This window comes from Fibrella rubiginis, from assembly GCF_017353185.1.
In the GTDB taxonomy this organism is placed as follows: Bacteria; Bacteroidota; Bacteroidia; order Cytophagales; family Spirosomataceae; genus Fibrella; species Fibrella rubiginis.
The window spans coordinates 152,512-174,524 of sequence record NZ_JAFMYV010000013.1 but is presented as its reverse complement, the minus strand read 5'-3'; the positions used below and the strand labels follow the sequence as shown (position 1 = coordinate 174,524).

Genomic DNA, 22,013 nt, shown 5'->3' with positions numbered 1-22,013 from the left:
GGGCTATCGTAACCGGCTTTCCCTGTGTACACTGCTTCAATGAATCCCGACGTTCTAACCGATCAAACCACCACCTTTCGCATCCGGGGGATGGTCTGTGCCCGTTGCGTAGAGGCCGTGCAGACTGTATTTGAGCAATTTAAATTACCCGTTTTGTCGGTTTCGTTGGGGCATGTCGTGGTACAAGGAATTGTCTCGCCCGAACAGGAAACGTTACTGCGCTCGGCATTAGAAGTACAGGGCTTTACTGTGTTGACCGACCCGAAAACAGCGTTAGTGCAACGTATTAAAGAGGCCGTAGAGGATGTACTAAGTCGTGATGACCTTGGTGAACAAACGACTCGGTATTCTGAACAGATTTCTAAGAGGCTTGGTATGAGTTATGACACGCTGAGTGCGCTATTTTCTGCTCAGGAAGGCATTACCCTTGAAAAATACGTAATCAGTCGGCGGTTGGATAAGATCAAAGAACTCCTCGTCTATACCGATCTTACGTTGGCTGACATTGCCTATTGCACGGGTTTTAGCAGTGTGCCGCACTTGTCCAATCAATTCAAAAAGCTGACTGGTTTTTCGCCCAGTCACTTCCGTGACATCAGGCGCGACAAGCAGCAATTGCAACGCAGCATAGTGGAACCTGCCCATTGATTGAAGGGGATTCATTAGCCGCTTGAATCTTACAAACGACGGAAGAGAATTGTGTAACGTACCCCCAGACCCGCCTGCCGACCTTTGTGGTATCAACTTATTTATCCACTTATGGAAGCGCAAATCACCCAACAAGCCCGCCGAACCAACGGTAACGATGGGCTGATGACAAAGCAGACGTTTCCCGTATTGGAGATGACCTGCGCAGCTTGTGCCGTCAGCGTCGAATCCATGCTAACCAATACGCCGGGGGTGCTTGGCGCAGCCGTCAACTACGCCAACCAATCGGCAACCGTCGAATACGATCCCAAAGTCATCGACCAGCAGGGTCTGCAACAGGCGATCCGCTCGATTGGCTATGATTTTATACTCGATACGGTAGACCCCCAGGCGGTGCAGGCCGAAGCCCAGCAACGACAGTACGCATCACTCAAAAAGCGTACGCTCTGGGCGGGCCTCTTATCCGTACCCGTTGTCATATTGGGGATGTTTTTCATGGACGCTCCTTACGCCAATTACGTCATGATGGCCCTGTCGGCTCCGGTTGTTTTTTGGCTGGGCCGGTCCTACTTCGTCAACGCCTGGAAACAAGCGCGGCATGTCAAGGCCAACATGGATACGCTGGTGGCCCTCAGTACGGGTATTGCCTTTCTATTTAGTACGTTTAACACCCTGAATCCTGATTTTTGGCATCGCCGGGGGCTGCACCCACACGTTTACTTCGAGGCCGCTGCGGTGGTGATCGCCTTCATCTCGCTCGGCAAGCTGCTCGAAGAGAAAGCCAAGTCGAATACGTCGTCGGCTCTCAAGAAGCTGATGGGGCTACAACCCAAAACCGTTCGCATCATAAATGGTAACGAGGAGCAGGACATTCCTATCGCGCAGGTACGGGTCGGGCAGGTAATCGCGGTTCGTCCAGGCGAGAAGATTCCCGTCGATGGGGTAGTCGAATCGGGCACCTCCTTCGTCGATGAAAGCATGATTTCGGGGGAGCCGGTACCCGTCGAGAAACGGGTTGGGGAGTCGGTCTTTGCCGGCACTATCAACCAGAAAGGGGCGTTTCGCTTCACCGCGCAGAAAGTGGGCGGTGACACCATACTGGCGCAGATCATTCGGATGGTGCAGGAAGCCCAGGGCAGTAAAGCACCCGTTCAAAAATTAGTCGACAAGATCGCAGGGATCTTCGTACCCGTCGTCATTGGCATCGCCATCCTGACGTTTGCGATCTGGATGCTCGTAGGTGGCGACAACGGCTTTACCCACGCCCTACTGACTTCCGTAACCGTGTTGGTCATTGCCTGCCCCTGTGCGCTGGGACTCGCTACACCCACGGCCATTATGGTCGGCGTGGGCAAGGGGGCCGACAACAACATCCTCATCAAAGATGCCGAGAGCTTGGAATTAGGCTACAAGGTCAATGCGATCATCCTGGACAAGACCGGCACGATTACGGAAGGAAAGCCCACGGTGACGGATTTGACCTGGGTTACTAAACCGGTCAACGAATCCACTCTCCCACAGGTACTATTCGCGCTCGAAAGCCAGTCGGAACATCCTCTGGCCGAAGCCGTGGTAGCGCGGTTAAGGACGGAAGGTGTTTCGGGCCTTCGGCTTGATGGCTTCGAGAGTTTGACGGGCCGGGGGGTGACGGGATGCTACGACGGACAAACCTACCTGATCGGCAACCGCCGACTGCTGGCCGAACGGGGTCTTGCCAATCAACAGGCGAAGCTGCACGGTTTGGTGAGCCGCTGGCAGGACGAAGCTAAAACCGTCGTGTATTTTGCCGACGAGCAGCAGATTCTGGCGACCATCGCGATTGCTGACCCGGTCAAACAAACCTCGCGGGAGGCCATTCACACCTTGAAAACGAGAGGCATCACCGTGTACATGATGACGGGTGATAACCGCCAAACTGCCGAAGCCGTGGCGAAAGCCGTTGGCATCAGCGATTTTCGGGCGGAGGCATTACCCGCCGACAAGGCCGCTTTGGTGCAGGAATTACAGGCAAAAGGAAAGGTGGTCGCGATGGTCGGCGATGGCATCAACGACTCGCAGGCCCTGGCGCAGGCGGATGTCAGCATCGCGATGGGTCGAGGGTCCGATATTGCGATGGACGTGGCCAAGATGACGCTCATCACGTCTGATCTGAATAGCGTACCTAAAGCCCTCTACCTGTCCCGGCGAACGGTGCAAACGATCCGCCAAAACCTGTTTTGGGCCTTCATTTATAACCTCATCGGTATCCCGATAGCTGCCGGGGTACTGTATCCCATCAACGGATTTCTGCTGAATCCGATGATCGCCGGGGCCGCGATGGCTCTCAGTTCCGTGTCGGTTGTGAGCAATAGCTTGCGGCTACGCAGCACGAAGCTGTAGTTGGCTCCATCTGATTGTTTAACCGAGTATCAAATAAGGCTCCTATGGAAACGCTGAATTTCAAAACCAACATCAAGTGTGGCGGCTGCGTAGCGGCTGTAACGCCCTTTCTCAACGCCATTGAACAAGTGGACGGCTGGAACGTCGATACAGGCAATCCCGACAAAATTTTGACCGTGCAAACGACGGATAACCGCGTCGGCGAGGCCGTGCGCAAGGCAGTCGAGCAGGCGGGCTATAGAGCCGAACCAATACCCCGCCCGTAATGGCGGTTCGAGCTGGTTACCAAAAGTTTTGCAACGGAATCCCCTGAATCTTGTAAGCTGCCTGGCCACCCGGTCAGGCAGCTTATTTGTTTGATTACTAGACAACAACTCAAGTTATGGAAACACACAAGCAGCACACGGACAAATCTCGACTTAACGAATCGGGCCATACCATGCCCCATTCGGGAGCTACGCACGAAGGGCACTACGGCAAACTGGCCCTAATGGCTATCCTGTCATTCGCGTCGATGTACGTACTGATGTATTCGATGGTTGATCGGTTCGCCAACGTAGTACCCAACGTCAATCAGTTTTATATGGCGGGTCTGATGACCATGCCTATGCTCATTATTGAAGTCCTGTTGATGTCGGCGATGTACCCCGACAAACGGCGCAATGGCCTTATCATCGCGGTGAGTACGTTGGCCCTCGTGGGCTTTTTCTGGTTCATCCGGCAGCAAACGGCAGTGTCGGATCGGCAGTTCGTCAAGTCGATGATTCCTCACCACGCTGCGGCCATTTTGATGGCGAAAGAAGCCAAACTGAATGACCCTGAACTGGTCAAGTTAAAAGACGACATCATCACCGCTCAGGAAAAAGAAATAGCACAGATGAAAGCGAAACTGGCCCAGCTAGATAGTGAGTAGCCGATTCGCCCAGCCGCTCTGAACCAATCCCACCAGCCTAGTAGGCGGTTCTTCCGTTTGGTAAGACCGCTTTTGTTTTAACCAGATATATGCATCCTATCCAACGATGAGAAACACGTTTTTTACAGCCGTTTGCCTGCTGCTATGGAGCACCGGGTATGCTCAGCATGAGCACCACCAATCCCCCATGGCGAACCAGACCGATGCTCGGCATTACAGCCCCGACAAGTCGAACTTTCCAGTGGTTCCTACCTCGCTACCCGTGTCGCGCCCACAGGCTTTGGCGAAGGTGAAACCGACCGGCAAGCGGGTGACGTATGATCTGGTTATCGATGAGCAGACCGTCACAATTACGGGCAAGCCGAAGCGGGCCATGACGATTAACGGGGGTATTCCAGGCCCGACAATGCGGTTCAAGGAAGGTGATGTCGCCGTCATACGGGTTCATAATAAGTTGAAGACGGAAACCTCATTGCACTGGCACGGCATTTTGCTACCCAACAAACAAGATGGTGTTTCTTATCTAAACACACCACCCATTCATGCGGGCGACACCTACACATTTGAGTACCCACTGGTACAGTCAGGTACGTACTGGTTCCACTCGCACACGCGTTATCAGGAGCAGGTTGGTGTGTACGGTTCCATCGCTATTCAGCCCCAGAAATCTGTGTACAAGGTTGACCATGATTTGGTCTTGTTGCTCTCCGACTGGACAGATGAGAATCCGGCCTACATCCTTAAAAATCTGAAACGGCGCAACGAATGGTATTCGATCAAGAAAGGCAATGTCCAGTCGCTCAATCGTATTATTCAACATAAGGCGGTAGGGGCGTACCTGCGGCAGTCGATGATGAAGATGGCTCCAATGGATATTTCGGATGTCTATTATGATCGGTTTCTGATTAACGGCAAAGACACCATACGCTACCCGGACATCAAGGCTGGTCAAACGGTTCGGCTGCGCGTGATCAATGCCAGTGCGTCCACCTATTTTCACCTTAATTACGCAGGTGGTCCCATGAAACTCATCGCTGCTGACGGCCTGGATGTACAGCCAGTAGACGTTAACCGGCGGTTGATCGCCATTGCCGAGACCTACGACTTTGTTATTACTGTACCTCAAGGGGGTGCCTTCGAAGTGCGAGCCTCCGCGCAGGACGGATCGGGTTATGCAACAGCCCTGCTGGGCACTGGTCCGGCCCGTTATGCGCCAACTATTCCCCGTCCTGATCTATACAAGCTTACCGCTAACATGAGCCGGATGGGCGGCATGGGCATGGGTACGATGAACATGGGCAAAACCGACACGACGGCCCAGGCCAACATGGATATGAACGGCCCTATGATGCACAATATGGCAGGAATGAATCATGATGCTAGTCCCAAGCCAACAAATCCGACGAAGCCGAGCCCGAAAGAATCGGCTATGGGCAATATGGACCATAGTCAGATGCCGATGGGGCAATCCAAGCCAACCCAAGCTACACCTGCCAAACCGAAAAAGCAGGACGACATGGCCGGAATGGATCATACCCAGATGGATATGAGCGGAAAGCCGACGGCAAATAAGCCCGCCCCGGCAAAAAAAGCCGCTAAACCAACAAAACCGGCTGGATCAATGGGTGGCATGGACCATAGTGGTATGAACATGGGGGGTATGAACACGACCAAAGATGGTAAGATGGATACGTCGAGCATGAACCACGGGCAAATGGATCACTCATCCATGGCCGGTATGGATCACGGCCAGATGAACATGGGCAACAAGCCGGGTGACATGGTTGGAATGAAGGGCATGAACAGTGGAGGGATGGCCGAAATGTCGGACCGAGGCATGAGCATGATGGATGAGCAGAATACTATCGATTACAGTATTCTTAAATCGCCTGAACCGATTGTTTTTCCGGCCAATCACCCTATCCGCGAGATACCGCTGACCTTGACGGGTAATATGTTTCGCTACATTTGGGGTTTCAACGGGCAGCCTTTGTCACGGGCGGACATGATTCAGATTCGACGGGGTGAGATCGTGCGGATGCGGCTCATGAACAACACCATGATGATGCACCCCATCCACCTGCATGGTCATTACTTCCGGGTCCTCAACGGACAGGGGCAGTATTCACCGCTCAAGCATACGGTGAATGTATCGCCGATGGAAAACGTCACGATTGAGTTTATGGCCGACGATGACAAGGACTGGTTTTTTCATTGCCACCTGCTCTACCATATGCTCAGTGGCATGGCGCGCGTAGTCAGTTATGGCGACAAACCTGATTCGTCCATCGCCAATATTCAGAAGCTGCACCTGCGCGACATGCGCGACAACCAACCGTTTGTCTGGGGGTATCTGCAACCAGGCTACCCGCTTAATTACTTCGCCTTAAATGTGTCCAACAACAAAAACGCCATTGTTGCGGGTGGAGACCACGACTGGCGCACGAATCGCTTCGAGTTTGACCTCGATTATGAACGCTACCTCGGCGACTGGTTTCGGGTGTTTGCCGGCATTGATGGAGGAAACGAAGAGTTCCTGCGCCGGGTACGTTCCGAAGACGGTGGAACGCCTGTTGGGGGTCGGCGTATTATCCGGCCAGTAGCGGGTATTCGGTATATGTTGCCGTTTTTGATTCAATCGGAAGTTAAGCTCGACACACGGGGTAATGTCCGCTTTCAACTGAGTGGCCAACAAATGCTATTTCCACGCTTAGACTTTCAGTATCAGACGCAATGGTTGGTAGGGGGCTACGTGCGAGCACATGTAGAACTGCAATATACCGTCACGAAAAATCTGTTTCTTCATACGGATTATGACACCCGATACAAAACGGTTGCCGGCGGATTGGGGTATAACTTTTGACTATAGTAAGACCACAAAAAAAGGGCCGCTACTCTACGTAGCAGCCCTTTTTACTAGTTAAAGGTTAGCTTTTGAGGCTGCTCTCAAGCTTCTTGAGTTCGGCCATTTCTTTCGTCTGCATCTTAATGACGTTGTTAGCCATCTTCTTCATCGTTGATATCTTACCTTCCTTCAGATACGCACGGGCCATCTCTACACCCTGCTGATGATGCTGGGCCATCATGCTGGCGAAATCGTGGTCCACATTGCCGTTCATCGAATGGTTGCCACCGTGCATAATTTCCATGCCCTTTTGGCCCAATTTGGACGAGGATGACTGAGGCTTATGGCTACTCATAAACTGGTCGAGTTCGCGTATCTCCTTTTGGTTGCTGGCTTTGATCTTACTGGCCAATGCCTTTACCTGTGCGTTTTTGCCTTGTTTTACCTCCATGTCGGCCATCTCGACTGCCGATTGGTGATGCATCTTGAGCATCATGGCAAAGTCACGATCGGGGTCACCGGTCAACTTCATGCTCATCATCTGGGTCATACCCGATTGCATGGACTTCATCATGGCATTGCTGGTTGATTGCTGCGCTATTGTTGGTTGCGAGAGGAGCAGAGTTGCACTTAGGCTGGCTACTGATAACAAACTGGTTTTCATTGGTTGTACTGGTTTACTGGTTGTCTGATTATGAATTCGTGTGGCCTGACTAACCCATATGGGTTAGATCAGTAGGGCTTGTTTTTAATCAGCCAATCCTGAAACTGGCTGATCTCAGTCTTTTGCTCATCAATAATCATCTGAGCCATTTGACGCATCGAATCCACCTTGCCATATGTCAATTCATGCTGAGCCATTTCCAAGGCACTTTGGTGATGGTCGATCATCAAGGATGAAAAATCAACGTCGGACGTACCCGTGAGGAAGCGGGTATCCTGCGCTTTCATCATTTTGTCCATTACCTGCATCGCTATCATGTCAAATGACTGTCCGATAGTCGATGCAGCGGCCTGATGACTGCTTAGGAATTGAGCAAATTGTGCTTTTTCCTTCGTTTGGGACGTAACAATGGTTTGCGCCATTGTCTTAATGGTCTGATCGGTACCATTTTTTAGCTCTTGATTCGCCATGTCGATAGCCCCCTGGTGGTGCATCGACATCATCATCGCAAAATCATGATCCGCGTCGCCTGTCATTTTCATGGCGTTCATCTGGGTCATGTTCGTGTGCATGATTTGCTGATAGACGTTCGCATCATGCGCCTGGGGTTTGATCCCGTCGTTGCTTTTAGTACAGGCTGTAATGGTCCATGCTAGTGAAGCGACTAATGCCATTCGGCCAGCTAGTTTGTTTTTCATTTTGTTGAGAACTGTTTGTACACGTTATCAACTGCTTACCGCATAGCCTGGTTGTTACAAGATTCACAGGTGGAGTTACAGAATTTTAGAGACATCCAGTTGGCACTACCCGTTGCGATAGCCAACTTAGTTGTTAAATTGACTGCTTACCCAATATGCTATGCCTACTGATAGTCTAACTAATTTGATTAACGAATACAAGCAAAGTAGTGACCTCACGTATCACTCCTGGTTTTTGCACAATGAAGATCGGCTGAAGGCGTTTCGCTCCATACGGCGGGGCGTGTTGCAGGTGATTAGTGATATCAAAGACGGATCGTTTCCGAATGATTTTAAGGGAAGCTCACTGGAATTTGTGCTCACCTGCATTACAGAGCAGAAACAGGTATTCGAGGGGGCATCCCACCCGTTTTATTGGAAACCCAAGCTGCGCATCCCTGACATTTACGAAAATCAGGACCACAAGCGATACTTCGGGCAGTTTTTGGAGTCCTGTCTAAAAGCCACTAAACCAGAGACAGTAATAGCCGAGATTAGACGATTGGACAGCTATCAAATTAAAGGGCTTGGCCCTGCCGTAGCCAGCATTCTCTATTTTTTGCACCCAACTTGGATGCCTCCATTCAATACCGCGATCATAAACGGGTATAATCGATTGTTCAACGAGCGCAGAAAGCTCGGCTCGTGGTCGGAGTATCTGGCAATCCGGGAGAAACTGATAACCGTCAACAATGAATACCGGCAATTGCTATCCAACGATTTAGGTGCATTCGCCGGATTATTGTTTGAGATTGGGGCTGGCAATCTACTGGTTCCGGGCATTGGGGAGCAGCCGGAGGGCGAACGCGAGAAAGTACAAAAGCAACTATCGAAACGGCACAAGGAAGTCATCAGTGATCAGCAGGAAGAGCAAACGCATTCGGAGATGCAACACCATTTGTTGACGATTGGCCGGGCGTTGGGCTATGATGTCGCCGTAGCGCGAAATGACCTGTCCCGCCAGTACAATGGTCACGCGTTTTCGTTTGTGAGCTTGCCTAGCTTACCCGCATTACCCGTTGCGCCCGAAACCGCCCAAACGATTGCGCTGATTGATGTGGTTTGGCTGGAGAAGGGCACTGGTCGCCTTGTGTGCGCTTTTGAAGTGGAAAAAAGTACGTCAATTTACTCGGGCATCCTGCGCCTAACCGATCTAACCTGCTCGCTGCCAGACCATGCAACAACACTTTATCTAGTCGTTCCAGACAGCCGACGCAAAGAGGTTGAGATGCAATTAACTCGTCCTTCCATCCGGCAAACCAATACGCCAATCCGCTATGTATTGATGTCCGAGCTACGTACCCACTGCGACGCATTATGTCGATTCGGCGACGATCACAGGGTACTTGAGAAGATCGCCAGGACGGTTTAATTGTTAATGGCCTATACAAAGCAATTACAGGCTAGATAATCTTGTGTTACGTATGCGTTATGAAATTATTAGTAATTGAAGATGAACCGAAGCTAAGTTCCTTCATACAGAAGGGTCTGACTGAAGAAGGGTACCGCGCCGACACCGCTTTTGATGGGCGGCTTGGTCTGTCGATGGCCCTGAACGATGACTACGACATCGTCATTCTGGACGTGAGCTTGCCCTTATTGAATGGATTTGACGTTTGTCAGCGACTGCGGGCCGAGAAACCACACGTACCGGTTATCATGCTTACGGCTTTGGGTGGCATAGCTCACAAAAAAGAAGGGTTTGGAGCGGGAGCCGACGATTATCTGGTGAAGCCCTTTGAATTCGATGAACTGCTGCTACGGGTGCAGGCTCTTTACAAACGCTACCGGGAAGTAGGCACCAACCGAATACTACGTGTGGCCGACCTTGAACTAAACGTGGGCACCAAGCAAGTACAACGGGATGGCAAAACGCTCGACCTAACTGCGCGCGAATACGCCCTGCTGGAATACCTCATGCTCAATAAGAGCCGGATTGTTTCGCGCGTAGACATTGCCGAGAAAGTATGGGAGCTCAATTTTGATACCAACACGAATGTCATCGACGTGTATATCAATTACTTACGTCGGAAAGTGGATAAAGCCTTTGGCGTGAAACTCATTCATACTGTCGTGGGTATGGGCTATGTTATGAAAGACCCGGACACGAACTGACATGCTGATCCGTACTCGCCTGACTTTATTTTTTGCTGGTCTGATGCTGGGCCTGCTGCTGTTGGTGTCGGTGGGTGTGTATGTGTTTGATTTGCAAAGCGAACGAAATCTGTTCTACCGGCGGCTACAGCGAAAAGCCGAAGCGACCGCCGAGGTGTATGCCCGTAAGCACCGGCAGTTGGAAGAAACCGATGCCATCTTGTTGTTGACCCAGGAAAAGCAGCACGAAGCGATTTACGACGAAGCGAACTTGTTGGTTTATTCAGGCGGCAGTTACGCGTACTATCCGGTTACTGCTCGTTTTTTAAACCAGATTCGCTTAGAAAAAAAGGTAGAATTCGCGTTTGGCGAGAAACAGGGGGTCAGTATGTTCTTTCAGAAGGGGCCTGACCGATTCATTATTATTGTTACGGCGGAAGACACGTTCGGCAAAGAGCGGCTAGATACGCTCAAAAACAATTTACTGTTAGTCAACATCATTGGGCTTGGGTTGGTGATCGCGCTGGCGTGGCTGTTTTCGGGACGGGCACTCCAGCCGGCGCAGCACCTCATCGACGACATCGGTCAACTCTCCACCGACCGGTTAAACGAACGACTGCCGGTCGGCAACGGACAGGATGAAATGGCTAAACTGAGCATTCAGTTTAACCACTTACTAAGCCGACTGGAAAAAACCGTTCGACAGAACCGAGCCTTCGTGACCAACGCGTCTCACGAATTACGTACCCCCCTGGCGAACCTGTTGGGTACGTTGCAAGTATCGCTAACCTACGATCAGCGGCCCGACAAACTACGGGCGACCTTGCAATCAGCCATCGAGGAAGTTCAGTCGATCATCAGTTTGGCTAACAGCTTGCTGCTGCTGGCTGAATTAGGGATCGAAAACCAATCGTTGACACTGGCCTTCGAGGATGTGTTGCTGACCGAACCCTTGCTGGATGCCGTACAGGCTATTGGTAAGAAGCATCCGCTTCATTCTGTTGCTATTGATCTGCCCGACGACATGGACTGTTGCCAAGCAAGCGGCCACGCCGATCTGCTGACTATCGCGCTCAGTAACCTGCTCGACAATGCCTGCAAATATTCCAACGTCGATCAGCCGGTTCGCGTCGCTTTGCGCGCCCTGCCCGATGGGGCAGAATATTCGATTCAGGATCAGGGAATCGGTATACCTTCCGAGGCTTTGCCACAGGTATTTGCGCCACTTTATCGCGCCGAGAACGCCCGGCAGGCCCAGAAAGGTAACGGAGTCGGTTTGGCGTTGGTGCAGCGTATAGCTCATCTGCACGGCGGAAAAGTTAGCGTTGAATCCGCGTTGGGGGAAGGGACGACATTTACGTTTTGGCTACCAAACCATCAAACGATGGTGCTGTGAACTATTGATTTTGTAAGGATGGTTTTCAATCTATGAAATTTGATAGACCATGAATCATCCCAAACAAGATCAACATAAAATACCTCAAGTCTATTTGAAGAAATTCGGTTATGTAGATACCAATATGCAATGGAAAGTTACCGTCAGTAGGCGGGGAGAAGCGTTCACTCGCCAGAAAAGTATTAAGAGTTTTACGGCCGTGACCAACGTTTTTGATATTGAGAGCTACGATCCGATAATTCGTCGAATTTTTGAAAAACTGAATTGCGACTTAGAGACTGGTTATCATGACATTATCAACGACTTGGATACCACAGGTGAGTTGACAGACAAGTCGTATGCGTTTCTGCTTCAATTAGTTGCTAATCTAATTACCCGCTCTGATTATTGGCGAGACCTCACCTTGTCGTTATTGAATAGCCCCGGTAAGGCTCGTTTTTTACAATTCATTACCGGGCATCATTGCCAAAATGAAGCCGAGTACAATACCATTGATCAACAGTCATTTTATAGAGTTCTTAATGAAAGCAGCCCAGGCGATGCGCTGAACCGGGCAATGCTGTACTTCATGGATCATTTGATGTTACGGCTTTGGAATTACGAGATCGTTATTATCCGCTCGCAAGACGGCAAGGAGTGGTGGACATCAACCAACCCGGTTGTTGCTCACAACAAAATCGAAGGCATGGAAATCTTTGCCAAGGAAAGTGAATTCTATTTCCCGATTTCGCCTACATACCTTGCCTATCTGCATTTCAAAGGGTCGGACGATCAGACTAATCCGCTACGAGCACTGGCGACTAATCAAATTTATGAAGCGGATGATGCCCAAAACGCTGCTTTGCAACAGTTGATTTTAGAAAACCCTTCAGACTGCGTAATCATTGCAGGGGAATTTAGGTGCCGTATTGAGTAGTGAAACTATAACTCAATAACTGCCAGAAGACACCTCCAGATCGTAAATCGATATGAAACATTGACATTTTTCATTCTTAATTGACGTGCTTAGTTAGGGAGCTAAAAAATCATATTTTTTATAAATCGCCTGGGCGGGTGCACTGTTCAGAAAATTGGCAAAGTCGGCCCCGGCCTTCGGGTGGGGGGCGTTTTTCATCTGCCCAATCCAATATTCGCCGTATCGGTTGGTGGATTCGGGAATTTCAATCAAGTCCACCGGGTGTTTCAGGCGTTGTTGGTAGAGCACCTCGGTAACCCAGACCGGCCCGGCATCCGATTCGTCGTACAGCACCCGAAACGGCGTTTGCCGGTGGTGAATCTGAGTCAGGAACGTACTGCCGTCTTTCACCTTTTGGGTCATAATTGTATCCCGCAGAGCCTTACCCCCGGCCAGTTCATACGCCTGCTCGATCTGCCGACCGATGCCTTCCGTTTTAGGGTCCGGCATACTCACCCGCACGTCGGCCCGCCCCAGGTCGGCCAGCGACCTGATGCCTTTGGGGTTACCTTTCTGAACCATGATTGCCAGCTTGTTGCGGGCGTATAAACTCGTTTTGGTAAACCACTCGCTGCTTTCTTCCATTCGGCCTTTCCCTGCCAGATACACGTCTGGGCGGAGTGTGATTCGCATGTTGCCGATCACGACCGAACCCGTTTTAATTTGTTCGGCCAGAATGCCGGGGGGCAGCGTTTCCACGAAAATGCGTTCGTATTGGGGGTGTTGTTTCCGAAAAGCTGCCAGCAATTCATCAACCACCATAAACTGATTACCGCCCATAAACACGATCAATTGGGGGTCGTTGATGTCGCCGTACAGATCAGGTACGTTGTCGATGCCGGGTACGGTGAAAGCCACGCCCCCGCTGATCGGAGCATTCCACGGTGGGTCGTAGCGATACGAGCGGGATGTGGCTTGGGCGTGTGTCAGTTGGGTTGATAGGCTCATCAGGGTGAAAAAAAGAAGTGTCGATTTCATACGGTGTCGAGTGATTAAGGATGCATATAGGCCCAGCCCTGTTGCTGCCGGATAATCAGTTCACCGTTGCCGCTGGGTACGTAGCTGATGAACGGAAAGAGTGCATCCCTGCTGATTTTTCGTTCGCGCAGGGTGTTTTCGCACATCGCCAGAATCACCCCTCGGTTTTGCAGGTTTTTCACCAGCTCTTCGTAGGGTTTGTCTTTCTGGAACAGGGCTACCCCCGCGCCGTGAACCACCAGCTCAACGGTGAGCTTGCCCTTCAGGCGGGGATCATCAAGCGCGTTCTGGATGTTTTTCAGTGTGGCTTTGATCTTGCCATCCTCATCATTGTTCAGTTGGTAGACAACCTGATACGCCGACTTGGTGGTGTTGGCCCCGCGAAAATCGGCAGGGTTGGTTGGGGTTTGAGCCTGTGCCATTGGCATCGAGCCAAGTAGGAACAGGGCAATTAAAACGTGTTTCGTTTGCATGTATTTGAGTTAGTTAGTGCCACTAACTGGTTGGTTTATTGGTTCAATGAGGCTGGTTTTTCCACGGGTAGTTTGGCTGCCTGCCAAGCCGTCCAGGAGCCGGGTACGTTGGTGACGCTGGTGAAACCGTTCTGTTGCAGGATACTGGCCGCGATGGAAGCCCGGTAGCCCGACCCGCAATACACCACCGTGGGCCGGGTGGGGTCCAGGCCGGTCAGGTTCTCCCGCAGGTGCGCCACGTACCGGTGTTGCGAGTGGGGTACGTAGCCCTCGCTTCGTTCTTGGTCGCTCCGCACGTCGAGAATCGTCAGGTCGGAATCGTTCAGGTGTTCGTGCAGTGTTTGCACCGTCCATTCGCCGATTGCCTGTAGGGGCAGGGCCGCATTTTGCCAGCTTGTCATGCCCTGATGCAGGTAACCCACCACTTGGTCGCAGCCGACCCGGAACAGGTGCTCGCTCGCCAGGGTAATATCCCGTTCGCTTTCCACCACGAGCAGCATCGGGGCTTCCCGGTCGATCATCCAGCCGACCCAGGTCGGGAATTCGGCCAGCAGGGCGACGTTGAGCGCGCCGGGGATGTGTCCGCCCCCAAACGCCAGAATCGACCGCGCATCCAGCACCACCACGCCGTCAACCTGCTGCCTCTGCTCATTGAACGCTTTGGGCGGCAGGGGCGGGATAACGGGCGGCTGACCGATCAGGGGAGCACCCACCGCATTCAGTTTCTTCAAAATCGGGTAATGCCGGGGTGGTTCGGGCATCGCGTCGAGCAGCCAGCGTACAAAATCGGCTTTGTCGGGGTGCTGAAAAACGGGACTGTGGAGCCGCTCGTTACCGATGGTACTTTGTCGCCGGTCGCCGATGGATTTGCCACAGGCCGACCCCGCCCCGTGACCCGGATACACCTCGACGTGGTCGCCCAGCGGCAACAGCGTTTCGTAGAGGGAGTGGTAGAGCGCGTCGGCCAGTTGCCGGGTTTCGGCCTCGCCCAGCAGATCGGGCCGACCGGCATCCTGATTGAAGAGCGTGTCGCCCGTAAAAACGGCAATGGGATCATCGCCCTGCTTTTTGTCGAAAAGCAGTAGCGAGATGTGTTCGGGGGTGTGGCCCGGCGTGTGCAGCGCGCGGATCGTGACGTTACCCAGCGCAATGGCCTCGCTGTCAGGCATCTGGGTTAGCTCGAACTGGTAGGCTTCGCTGATGCCCCCGTAGATCGTGGCCCCGGTGCGGGCCTGTAGCTCGTGCGCCCCCGACACGAAATCGGCGTGGATGTGGGTTTCGATGATGGCCGAGATACGTACCCCCAGTTCGCGGGCGCGGGTCAGGTACGTCTCCACATCCCGGCGCGGGTCGATTACGGCCACCAGACCGGCTTTGTCGTCGCCGACCATATAACTTAGTTGCGCCAGCCCTTCGCTGACGATTTGTTCCAATACGAGTGCCATACCGTTGATAGTTAATGCGTTAAACAGGAATAAACGTACCCGTCGGAGACAGGCTGATCGGCGAATGGTGTTTCAGATAGGCTACCATCGCAGCCACAGCGTGGGTGTCGGTGTCCTGCCGGTTCGTACCCAGTTTGGGAGGAACGCCCTGCACGGTCACGAAAGCCGCTCGGTAGCTACGGTCGGGTTCAACGGGTTGATCCCCCACGAAAAGCCCCAGGATGCGCGCCCCTTTCGGGTTTTCCATCTTCACAAAAGCAGTTAGCCCAGCCACGCGCTTCACGTAGCCGCCCGCCTGCTCGTAGGCATCGCCCGAAAACGTCCGCTCCAGGTTCATCTCCAGCATGTCGTTGATCTCGCGTCCCGTCAGATCGACGGTAGAGATGGGCGGGTTCATCGGGATGATGTTGTAGAGGTGGCCCAGCGTGATTGGCCCGGCGGGGATGGGGGCACCGTACCGCCAGCCGTTGGAAAAGACCACCTCCGCCCCGGTTGCCTCCTGAATAGACGCGAGCAGCAGGTTGTCCATCGTCGATTCCAGGCAGGTGCTCCGGTCGAGCGGCAGGGTAGTTTCCCCAACGACCCGCGCCAGTTCGTCGCGGTAGGGCGTCATGGCCCGGTCGATCTGCAACTGCATGGCCGGGTTGGGTTCTACCGACTCTGCCACCTCGGTCAACTGGTGTTGGTAGTCCACGATGCGCCCGTTTTCGAGCGTCAGCAGCAGTTCCCCCAGGAACACGCCGTGACAGCCCGACTCGATCAGGATCGTGCCGTTGGGATGCAGGGGCTGGGTGATGCGGTCGTGGGTATGGGCGCACAGACATACGTCGACACCCGGTACTTCCGTGAGCAGTTTGTGGGTCTGCGGCAGGCCGAGGTGGGACAGCAGAACGACCAGATCGACCTGTTCATCGTGGCGGAGCGTCTCGATCACCGGGGCCAGTTCGTCGCGCCCCAGCGTGAACCGGATGCCCTCGCTGAAATGGGGCGGCATCATCGTATCGACAATGTTGCAGGCGATGCCAATCACGCCAATTCGGACCCCGCCCCGGTCGAGCACCCGGTAGGCTGGGAAAACCGGCTCGTTTGAGTCCTTGTGGAATACATTGGTGGCTAACACGGGGTACGTTAGCGCGTCGGCTAACTCGATCAGGCGTTTGGGGCCGTAGGCAAAATCCCAATGGACGGTCATCGCATCGAAGCCCAACTGGTTCAGGATCGGCACCAGCAACTCGCCCTTCGTCTGAATAACCGGGTACGTGCCGTGGAACGTGTCGCCCCCGTCGAGCAGCACTGTAGCATCGGGATACTGCCGTCGACGGGCCTCGATCAACGTCGCCAATCGGGCGTACCCACCCGCCGGGCGATAGACCGTCCGGCCCTGTTCCCAGAACCAGTCGGTGTGCAGGTCCACGTACCCATGCACGTCGTTGAGCTGCATCAGCAGCAGTTGGCTTTGTTTTTTGGGTGAATTGGTCATCTCGTCGTGTGGTTTAGCGGTGTCATTTGGTGGCCGTGTAGAGCGAGGTCAGGTACTGCCGGAACTCGTCCGTGTCGTAATTCGCCATGCCTTCGATGCGCTGGGCAATCTGCCCGTCGGGGCCTAAAATCAGCGTCGTCGGGATCGCCTGCGAGGCAAACGCGTCGGGCATGGGGCCTGCCGGTACGTACACCGGAAACGTAAAGCCTTTCTCCTGAACAAACCGCACGGCCTTTTGGGGGGCGTCATCGAGCGACAGCATCACGAAAGCCACCTTATTTTTATCGACCGACCCATACAGTTTCTCAATGGCGGGCATTTCGGCCCGGCAGGGCGGGCACCAGGTCGCCCACTGGTTCAGAAAGACGACCTTCCCCTTCAGCGAACTCAATGCCACCGGCTTGCCATCGAGCGTGTTCAGCGTCAGTTGATGCGGGTAATCAGCGTTCGGTTGCTGCGCGCCCACGGGTGCCGACGTAGCGGTGGTCGGGGCATCCTTGAGGCCGGTTTTCAGCAGTAATTGCTGGATACCCCCGCGAATGGACGTACCCAGGTCGGTGAAAAATAAGACCAGGATCAGGGCTGCGAAGCCGACGTACCCAACCCAGTTGGTTTGTTTTTTGGTTGTTGCGTTCATGATATCGTTTGTTTAAAAGACTGAATCAGGGTCGAACGGCGGCTACCTGTTTGCCTTTCGGTGCGCCGTCTGTTGCCACTACCCGCACCGGTTGCCCATCTTTAAGTTGCTCCGTAGGCCGGGCCACCAGCCGGTCGCCTGCCTGAATGGGGCCAAAAATCTCCACAGAATCGTTGGTCAGCAGCCGCCCCCGGCTAACGGCCACCCACTCCGCGCGCCCCCCGGCCACCCGGACTACAAATGCCTGACTCGCCCGGTTTACTACGCCGGTTACGGGTACGGCAGCGGTGGCCTGCCGGGGCTGCATGGCAAACGCAATGTTAGCATACATGCCCGATTGAAGGCGATTGTCGGCGTTATCGACATCCATCTCGATCAGTTCGGCCCGCGTATCGTTCTGCATGGCCCCGGCTTTTCGCTTGAAAATGGCCGTGAACGTTTCGCCCGGATACGCCTGCACCGTGAACGGAACGCGGGTGCGGGGGGCAATCAACTGCCCCGTATACTTCTCCGGGATTGCTACGACCAACCGCAGCCGCCGACCGTTCTCCAACTCGAACAGGGGTTTGCCGCCCGTGCCGCCCCCGGCTCCGACCAGTGCGCCCACCGATACGTTGCGGGTGCTGATGACCCCATCGAACGGAGCCGTCACGACCAAGTACTGATTGAGTTGCTGGGCGGCCTGAATCTCGGATTGAGTGGCCTGCAAGGTGGCCTCAGCCGCCTGCATAGCCCCCCGCGCCCGGTCCAGGTCGTTGAGCGAGATGGTACCGGCATCGGCCTGACTGGTACGCTCCAGCCGCTCGAAGTTTGTTTTGGCCGTTACGTAGTTGGCGCGGGCTACCTGCCCCTGCGAGCGGGCGCGGGCCAGTTGCGCGGCCAGTTCGGGGGCTTCCAGCAGGGCCAGCCGCTGCCCTTTTCGGACCACCGTCCCCCGGTCGGCGTAGAGGGCCTTGACGTAGGCATTCACTTTGGCAAAAAGCTGAGCCTCGTCGTAGGGCTTCAGATCGCCGGGCAGGCTCACCGTCGTTACCCGGCGGCTAAAGTCAACGGGGAACGTGTTGACCGTTGGCACTGTCGGCGGGGTGGGTTGTTGCTGCGTTTCGGTTGGCTTTGACCCGCAGCCCGTCAGCAGCAACCCACCCAGCGCAACCGCCCCATAGGTTTTCAGAATCGTTTTCATAGGCAATTAATGAACGGCGGCAGGTACGTCGGCGGCCAGTTCGGGAAAGAGTGAAACGGATTGGTAAGCGGCTTTTTTCTGCGTCCAGGCAAACAGCGCGGGCAGAATCAGCAGTGAGGTAACGGTCGAGGCCAGCAGCCCCCCAATGACGGCCTGCCCCAGCGGAGCCACCTGCTCACCGCCCTCCCCCAGGCCGAGGGCCATCGGGACCATACCCGCGATCATGGCGATGCTCGTCATCAGGATGGGCCGGATGCGGGAGCCTGCCGCTTCGATAGCAGCACGTCGGGCGTTGTGGTGCGACAGGCGAAGCCCTTCGGCACTGGTAATGAGCAAAATGGCGTTGGACACCGACACACCTACCGACATGATGATTCCCATATACGATTGCAGGTTGAGCGTCGCGCCACTGAGCAGCAGCATCCCCAACGCCCCCGCCAGCACGGCGGGGGTGATGCCCAAAATGACAGCCGCCAGTTTGAACGACTGAAAGTTGGCCGCCAGCAGCAGGAAAATAACCACGATGGCAACCCCCAACCCCGTTTGCAGACTGCTCAGGGTCTCGCCCAGAAGCTGACTCTGACCAACCAGATTGACGACAACCCCTTTGGGGGGTGTACCGGCTTCTTGGATAATCCGCCGAACGGCGTTGGTGGCCGTACCCAGGTCTTTGTTCTGGATGTTGGCCGTGATGCTGACCAGGCGGTACGGCCCCAGTCGGTCAATTTCGCCGGGTACGTAGCTGGGCGACACCGTTGCCACGTCCATGATCGTGGGGCGACTCTGGCCGGGTTTCACGGGGATGTTCTCCATGTCCTGCACCTGGGTCAACTGGTTTTCGGGTACCTGCACCTGTACCTGATAGCCTAAGCCCGATACCGGATCGAGCCACAGGTTTTTGTTGGTGAACCGGCTCGACGAGGTCGTGGCAACCATCGACCGCGTAATGTCCTGGCTGGTAACGCCAAACTGAGCCGCCCGCTCCCGGTCAATGTCGAGTTGCATGACCGGGTAGCGCAGGGGCTGGGCAATCTGGATGTCGCGCAGGTAGGACACCTGCCGCAGCGAATCCATGAGCTTTTGGGCAAACCCGTTGGCCTGCTGGAGGTTCCGGGCACCCACATTGATCTGAATCGGCGTGGAAGCTCCGTCGCTCATTACTTTCTCAACAAGTTCGATGGGTTCAAACGAAATCGCCAGATCAGGCCGTTTTTGGGCGATAGCCCGGCGCAGCGAGTCTTTAAGTGCCAGCACGTTGCCCAAAAAATGCTCCGTCATCGCCACCTGCAACAGGGCTTCGTGGGGGCCGCTGGTGAAAACGAAAATGGAGTTGACGGCGTAGCTGGCCGGTTGCGTCCCCACAAACGCCGACGTGATTTCGATGTTTTTGGGACCAACCTGCTGGTTGATGATGTCCGTTACCTCGGCCAGCGTTTTTTCGGTCTGCTCGAAGCGGGTGCCCGTTGTTTCCCGGATGCGAAGCTGAAACTGGGGCGAGTTGGAGAGCGGAAAAATGTCGGTTCCGATCAGCATGAAGCCAAGCATCGACAGCCCGACCGTACCCACGAAGTAGACCCCAATGACCCGTTTCGGACGACTAACGAGCTGGCCCAGCCACTGCTGATGCCGGTGCTTGAACCGCTCAAACCCTTTCGTTTCGGTGGGGTCAACCTGGTCGTCGTGCCCATTGGCCCCGTGAACGACCGGGTGGGCCTTGAGGAGCCAGTTCGCCAGCACCGGCACAAACGTTTGCGACAGCAGAAACGAAGCCACCATCGCGAAGCCGACCGACAGCGACAAGGGTAAAAACATGGCCTTCGGCACCCCTTCCATCACCAGAGCCGGGGCAAATACGGCCAGAATACTCAACAGAATCAGCAGCTTAGGCAGGGCGATCTCGCGGCAGGCATCCCAGATCGCCAACGACTTAGGCTTGCCCATTTCCAGGTGCTGGTGAATGTTTTCGATGGTTACCGTCGCTTCGTCTACCAGCACACCGATGGCTAAGGCCAGCCCCGACAGGGTCATGATGTTGATGGTTTGCCCAACCAGATTGAGCAGAATCACCGCCGTCAGGATGGAGAGGGGGATGGTCAGCACCACGATGATTACACTCCGCCAGTCGCGCAGGAACAGCAGCACCATCAGGCCCGTCAGCAACGCGCCTAGGATGCCCTCGGTGGTCAGGTTGGTTAACGAATTGGTCACGTATACCGACTGATCGAAGGCGTAGGTGAGCTTCACGTCGTCGGGCAGTAACGCACGTAGTTCCGGCAGTTTCGCCTTGACGCTGTTGACCACGTCGAGCGTGGAGGCACTGGTTTTTTTAATGACCGGCATATAGACCGCCCGCTTGCCGTTGATGACCGCGTAGCCCGTCGTGATGTCGGCCCCGTCCTGCACCGTACCGATGTCGCGCACGTACACGTTCGGCCCCGCGCCGGTGCGGATAGGTACGTCCAGAAAATCGGCGGGCGTTTTCAGCAGCGAATTCACCGGAGCCATGTAGGAGAGCTGCCCCATCTTGATGTTGCCCGCTGCCGAGGGCTGGTTGTTGTTGACGATGGCGGTCACGATATCGTCGGGTGTGAGGTTGTAGCTCCGCATCCGCTGGGGGTCGGCGTTGACGACGATGGAGCGGATGTTGCCACCGAACGGGGCGGTAGAGGTAACGCCGGGGATGCTGGTGAACAGGGGGCGGAGCCGGGCCGAGGCAAAATCTTGTAGCTCGGTCAGGCTGCTTTTGTCGCTTTCCAGCACCAATTGACCCACGGGCAGCGAACTGGCATCGAACCGGACCACCTGGGGCGGCAGCGTTCCCTGGGGCATAAACGCCGTGGCGCGGGAGACCTGCGTGGCTACTTCCGCAGCCGCCTGGGCCATGTTGGTGCCGGGATAGAACGACAGCTTGATTAGGGTCAGGCCCTGAATGCTCTTGGTTTCGATTTTGCGAACCCCCGATACGAACAGGAAATTATTCTGAAACTGATTGGCGATGAACCCGTCGAGCTGATCGGGCGAAAGGCCGCCGTAGGGTTCGGCTACGTAGATCGCGGGCGTGTCGATAGCTGGAAAAATATCGACGGCGATGTTGCGGACGGCGACGACCGAGAAAAACAGAATAGCCAGAATACCGACGACGACCGTGATGGGCCGGGTAAGGGCCGAGCGAATGAGTGAATACAT

The 22,013-nt window shown here is 54.5% G+C and carries 18 protein-coding genes; 9 read left to right on the top strand and 9 right to left on the bottom strand.

From position 1 onward, the window contains the following. The first annotated feature begins 39 nt into the window (after positions 1-39). From J2I47_RS22475 to J2I47_RS22455, 5 genes are all read left to right on the top strand, one after another. The gene (locus J2I47_RS22475) at positions 40-648 is read left to right on the top strand and encodes an AraC family transcriptional regulator (RefSeq protein ID WP_207366860.1); all 609 of its coding nucleotides are present in this window, start codon (positions 40-42) and stop codon (positions 646-648) included. Between the two features lie 111 nt (positions 649-759). Further along, complete coding sequence (locus tag J2I47_RS22470) at positions 760-3,027, top strand: heavy metal translocating P-type ATPase (protein ID WP_207366859.1); 2,268 nt, start codon at positions 760-762, stop codon at positions 3,025-3,027. A 44-nt stretch (positions 3,028-3,071) separates the two neighbouring features. Further along, positions 3,072-3,293 carry a heavy-metal-associated domain-containing protein gene (locus J2I47_RS22465; protein ID WP_207366858.1) on the top strand — a complete coding sequence of 74 codons (222 nt, stop codon included), beginning with the start codon at positions 3,072-3,074 and terminating at the stop codon, positions 3,291-3,293. A 116-nt stretch (positions 3,294-3,409) separates the two neighbouring features. Further along, positions 3,410-3,940 carry a DUF305 domain-containing protein gene (locus J2I47_RS22460; protein ID WP_207366857.1) on the top strand — a complete coding sequence of 177 codons (531 nt, stop codon included), beginning with the start codon at positions 3,410-3,412 and terminating at the stop codon, positions 3,938-3,940. A 106-nt stretch (positions 3,941-4,046) separates the two neighbouring features. Continuing rightward, positions 4,047-6,803, top strand: coding sequence for a multicopper oxidase domain-containing protein (locus tag J2I47_RS22455; RefSeq protein WP_207366856.1), 2,757 nt, complete (start codon positions 4,047-4,049; stop codon positions 6,801-6,803). A 64-nt stretch (positions 6,804-6,867) separates the two neighbouring features. On the opposite strand, the gene J2I47_RS22450 is transcribed toward J2I47_RS22455, so the two are convergent. Continuing rightward, a complete protein-coding gene (locus J2I47_RS22450; RefSeq protein WP_207366855.1) occupies positions 6,868-7,449 on the bottom strand; it encodes a DUF305 domain-containing protein in 582 nt (193 codons plus the stop codon). 68 nt (positions 7,450-7,517) lie between these two features. Beyond that, a complete protein-coding gene (locus J2I47_RS22445) occupies positions 7,518-8,147 on the bottom strand; it encodes a DUF305 domain-containing protein (RefSeq protein WP_207366854.1) in 630 nt (209 codons plus the stop codon). 160 nt (positions 8,148-8,307) lie between these two features. On the opposite strand from J2I47_RS22445, the gene J2I47_RS22440 reads away from it, so the two are divergent. From J2I47_RS22440 to J2I47_RS22425, 4 genes are read left to right on the top strand one after another with little or no spacing between them, the layout of a single operon-like run. Further along, positions 8,308-9,558 carry a type II restriction enzyme NmeDI-related protein gene (locus J2I47_RS22440; RefSeq protein ID WP_207366853.1) on the top strand — a complete coding sequence of 417 codons (1,251 nt, stop codon included), beginning with the start codon at positions 8,308-8,310 and terminating at the stop codon, positions 9,556-9,558. 59 nt (positions 9,559-9,617) lie between these two features. Beyond that, a complete protein-coding gene (locus tag J2I47_RS22435) occupies positions 9,618-10,301 on the top strand; it encodes a response regulator (RefSeq protein ID WP_207366852.1) in 684 nt (227 codons plus the stop codon). A gap of 1 nt (position 10,302) precedes the next feature. After that, complete coding sequence (locus tag J2I47_RS22430) at positions 10,303-11,676, top strand: sensor histidine kinase (RefSeq protein ID WP_207366851.1); 1,374 nt, start codon at positions 10,303-10,305, stop codon at positions 11,674-11,676. Positions 11,677-11,725: 49 nt separating this feature from the next. After that, positions 11,726-12,592: a DUF4238 domain-containing protein gene (locus tag J2I47_RS22425; protein ID WP_207366850.1), complete on the top strand. Its 867-nt coding sequence runs from the start codon at positions 11,726-11,728 to the stop codon at positions 12,590-12,592. A gap of 93 nt (positions 12,593-12,685) precedes the next feature. Here J2I47_RS22425 and J2I47_RS22420 read toward each other — a convergent pair whose 3' ends face one another. Genes J2I47_RS22420 through J2I47_RS22390 form a run of 7 tightly spaced genes read right to left on the bottom strand, consistent with a single transcriptional unit; the run spans position 12,686 to position 22,013 of the window. Further along, positions 12,686-13,609 carry a molybdate ABC transporter substrate-binding protein gene (locus J2I47_RS22420; RefSeq protein ID WP_207366849.1) on the bottom strand — a complete coding sequence of 308 codons (924 nt, stop codon included), beginning with the start codon at positions 13,607-13,609 and terminating at the stop codon, positions 12,686-12,688. Between the two features lie 14 nt (positions 13,610-13,623). Next, positions 13,624-14,082 (bottom strand): DsrE family protein, encoded by a 459-nt coding sequence (locus J2I47_RS22415; RefSeq protein WP_207366848.1) that lies wholly within the window; start codon positions 14,080-14,082, stop codon positions 13,624-13,626. A gap of 35 nt (positions 14,083-14,117) precedes the next feature. Further along, a complete protein-coding gene (locus tag J2I47_RS22410) occupies positions 14,118-15,527 on the bottom strand; it encodes an MBL fold metallo-hydrolase (protein WP_207366847.1) in 1,410 nt (469 codons plus the stop codon). Between the two features lie 19 nt (positions 15,528-15,546). Then, entirely contained in the window at positions 15,547-17,007 is a 1,461-nt protein-coding gene (locus J2I47_RS22405) for a bifunctional metallophosphatase/5'-nucleotidase (RefSeq protein ID WP_229374882.1), read from the bottom strand. Positions 17,008-17,029: 22 nt separating this feature from the next. Beyond that, positions 17,030-17,644 carry a TlpA family protein disulfide reductase gene (locus tag J2I47_RS22400; protein ID WP_207366846.1) on the bottom strand — a complete coding sequence of 205 codons (615 nt, stop codon included), beginning with the start codon at positions 17,642-17,644 and terminating at the stop codon, positions 17,030-17,032. 25 nt (positions 17,645-17,669) lie between these two features. Continuing rightward, a complete protein-coding gene (locus J2I47_RS22395) occupies positions 17,670-18,827 on the bottom strand; it encodes an efflux RND transporter periplasmic adaptor subunit (protein WP_207366845.1) in 1,158 nt (385 codons plus the stop codon). 6 nt (positions 18,828-18,833) lie between these two features. Further along, positions 18,834-22,013, bottom strand: coding sequence for an efflux RND transporter permease subunit (locus J2I47_RS22390; protein ID WP_207366844.1), 3,180 nt, complete (start codon positions 22,011-22,013; stop codon positions 18,834-18,836).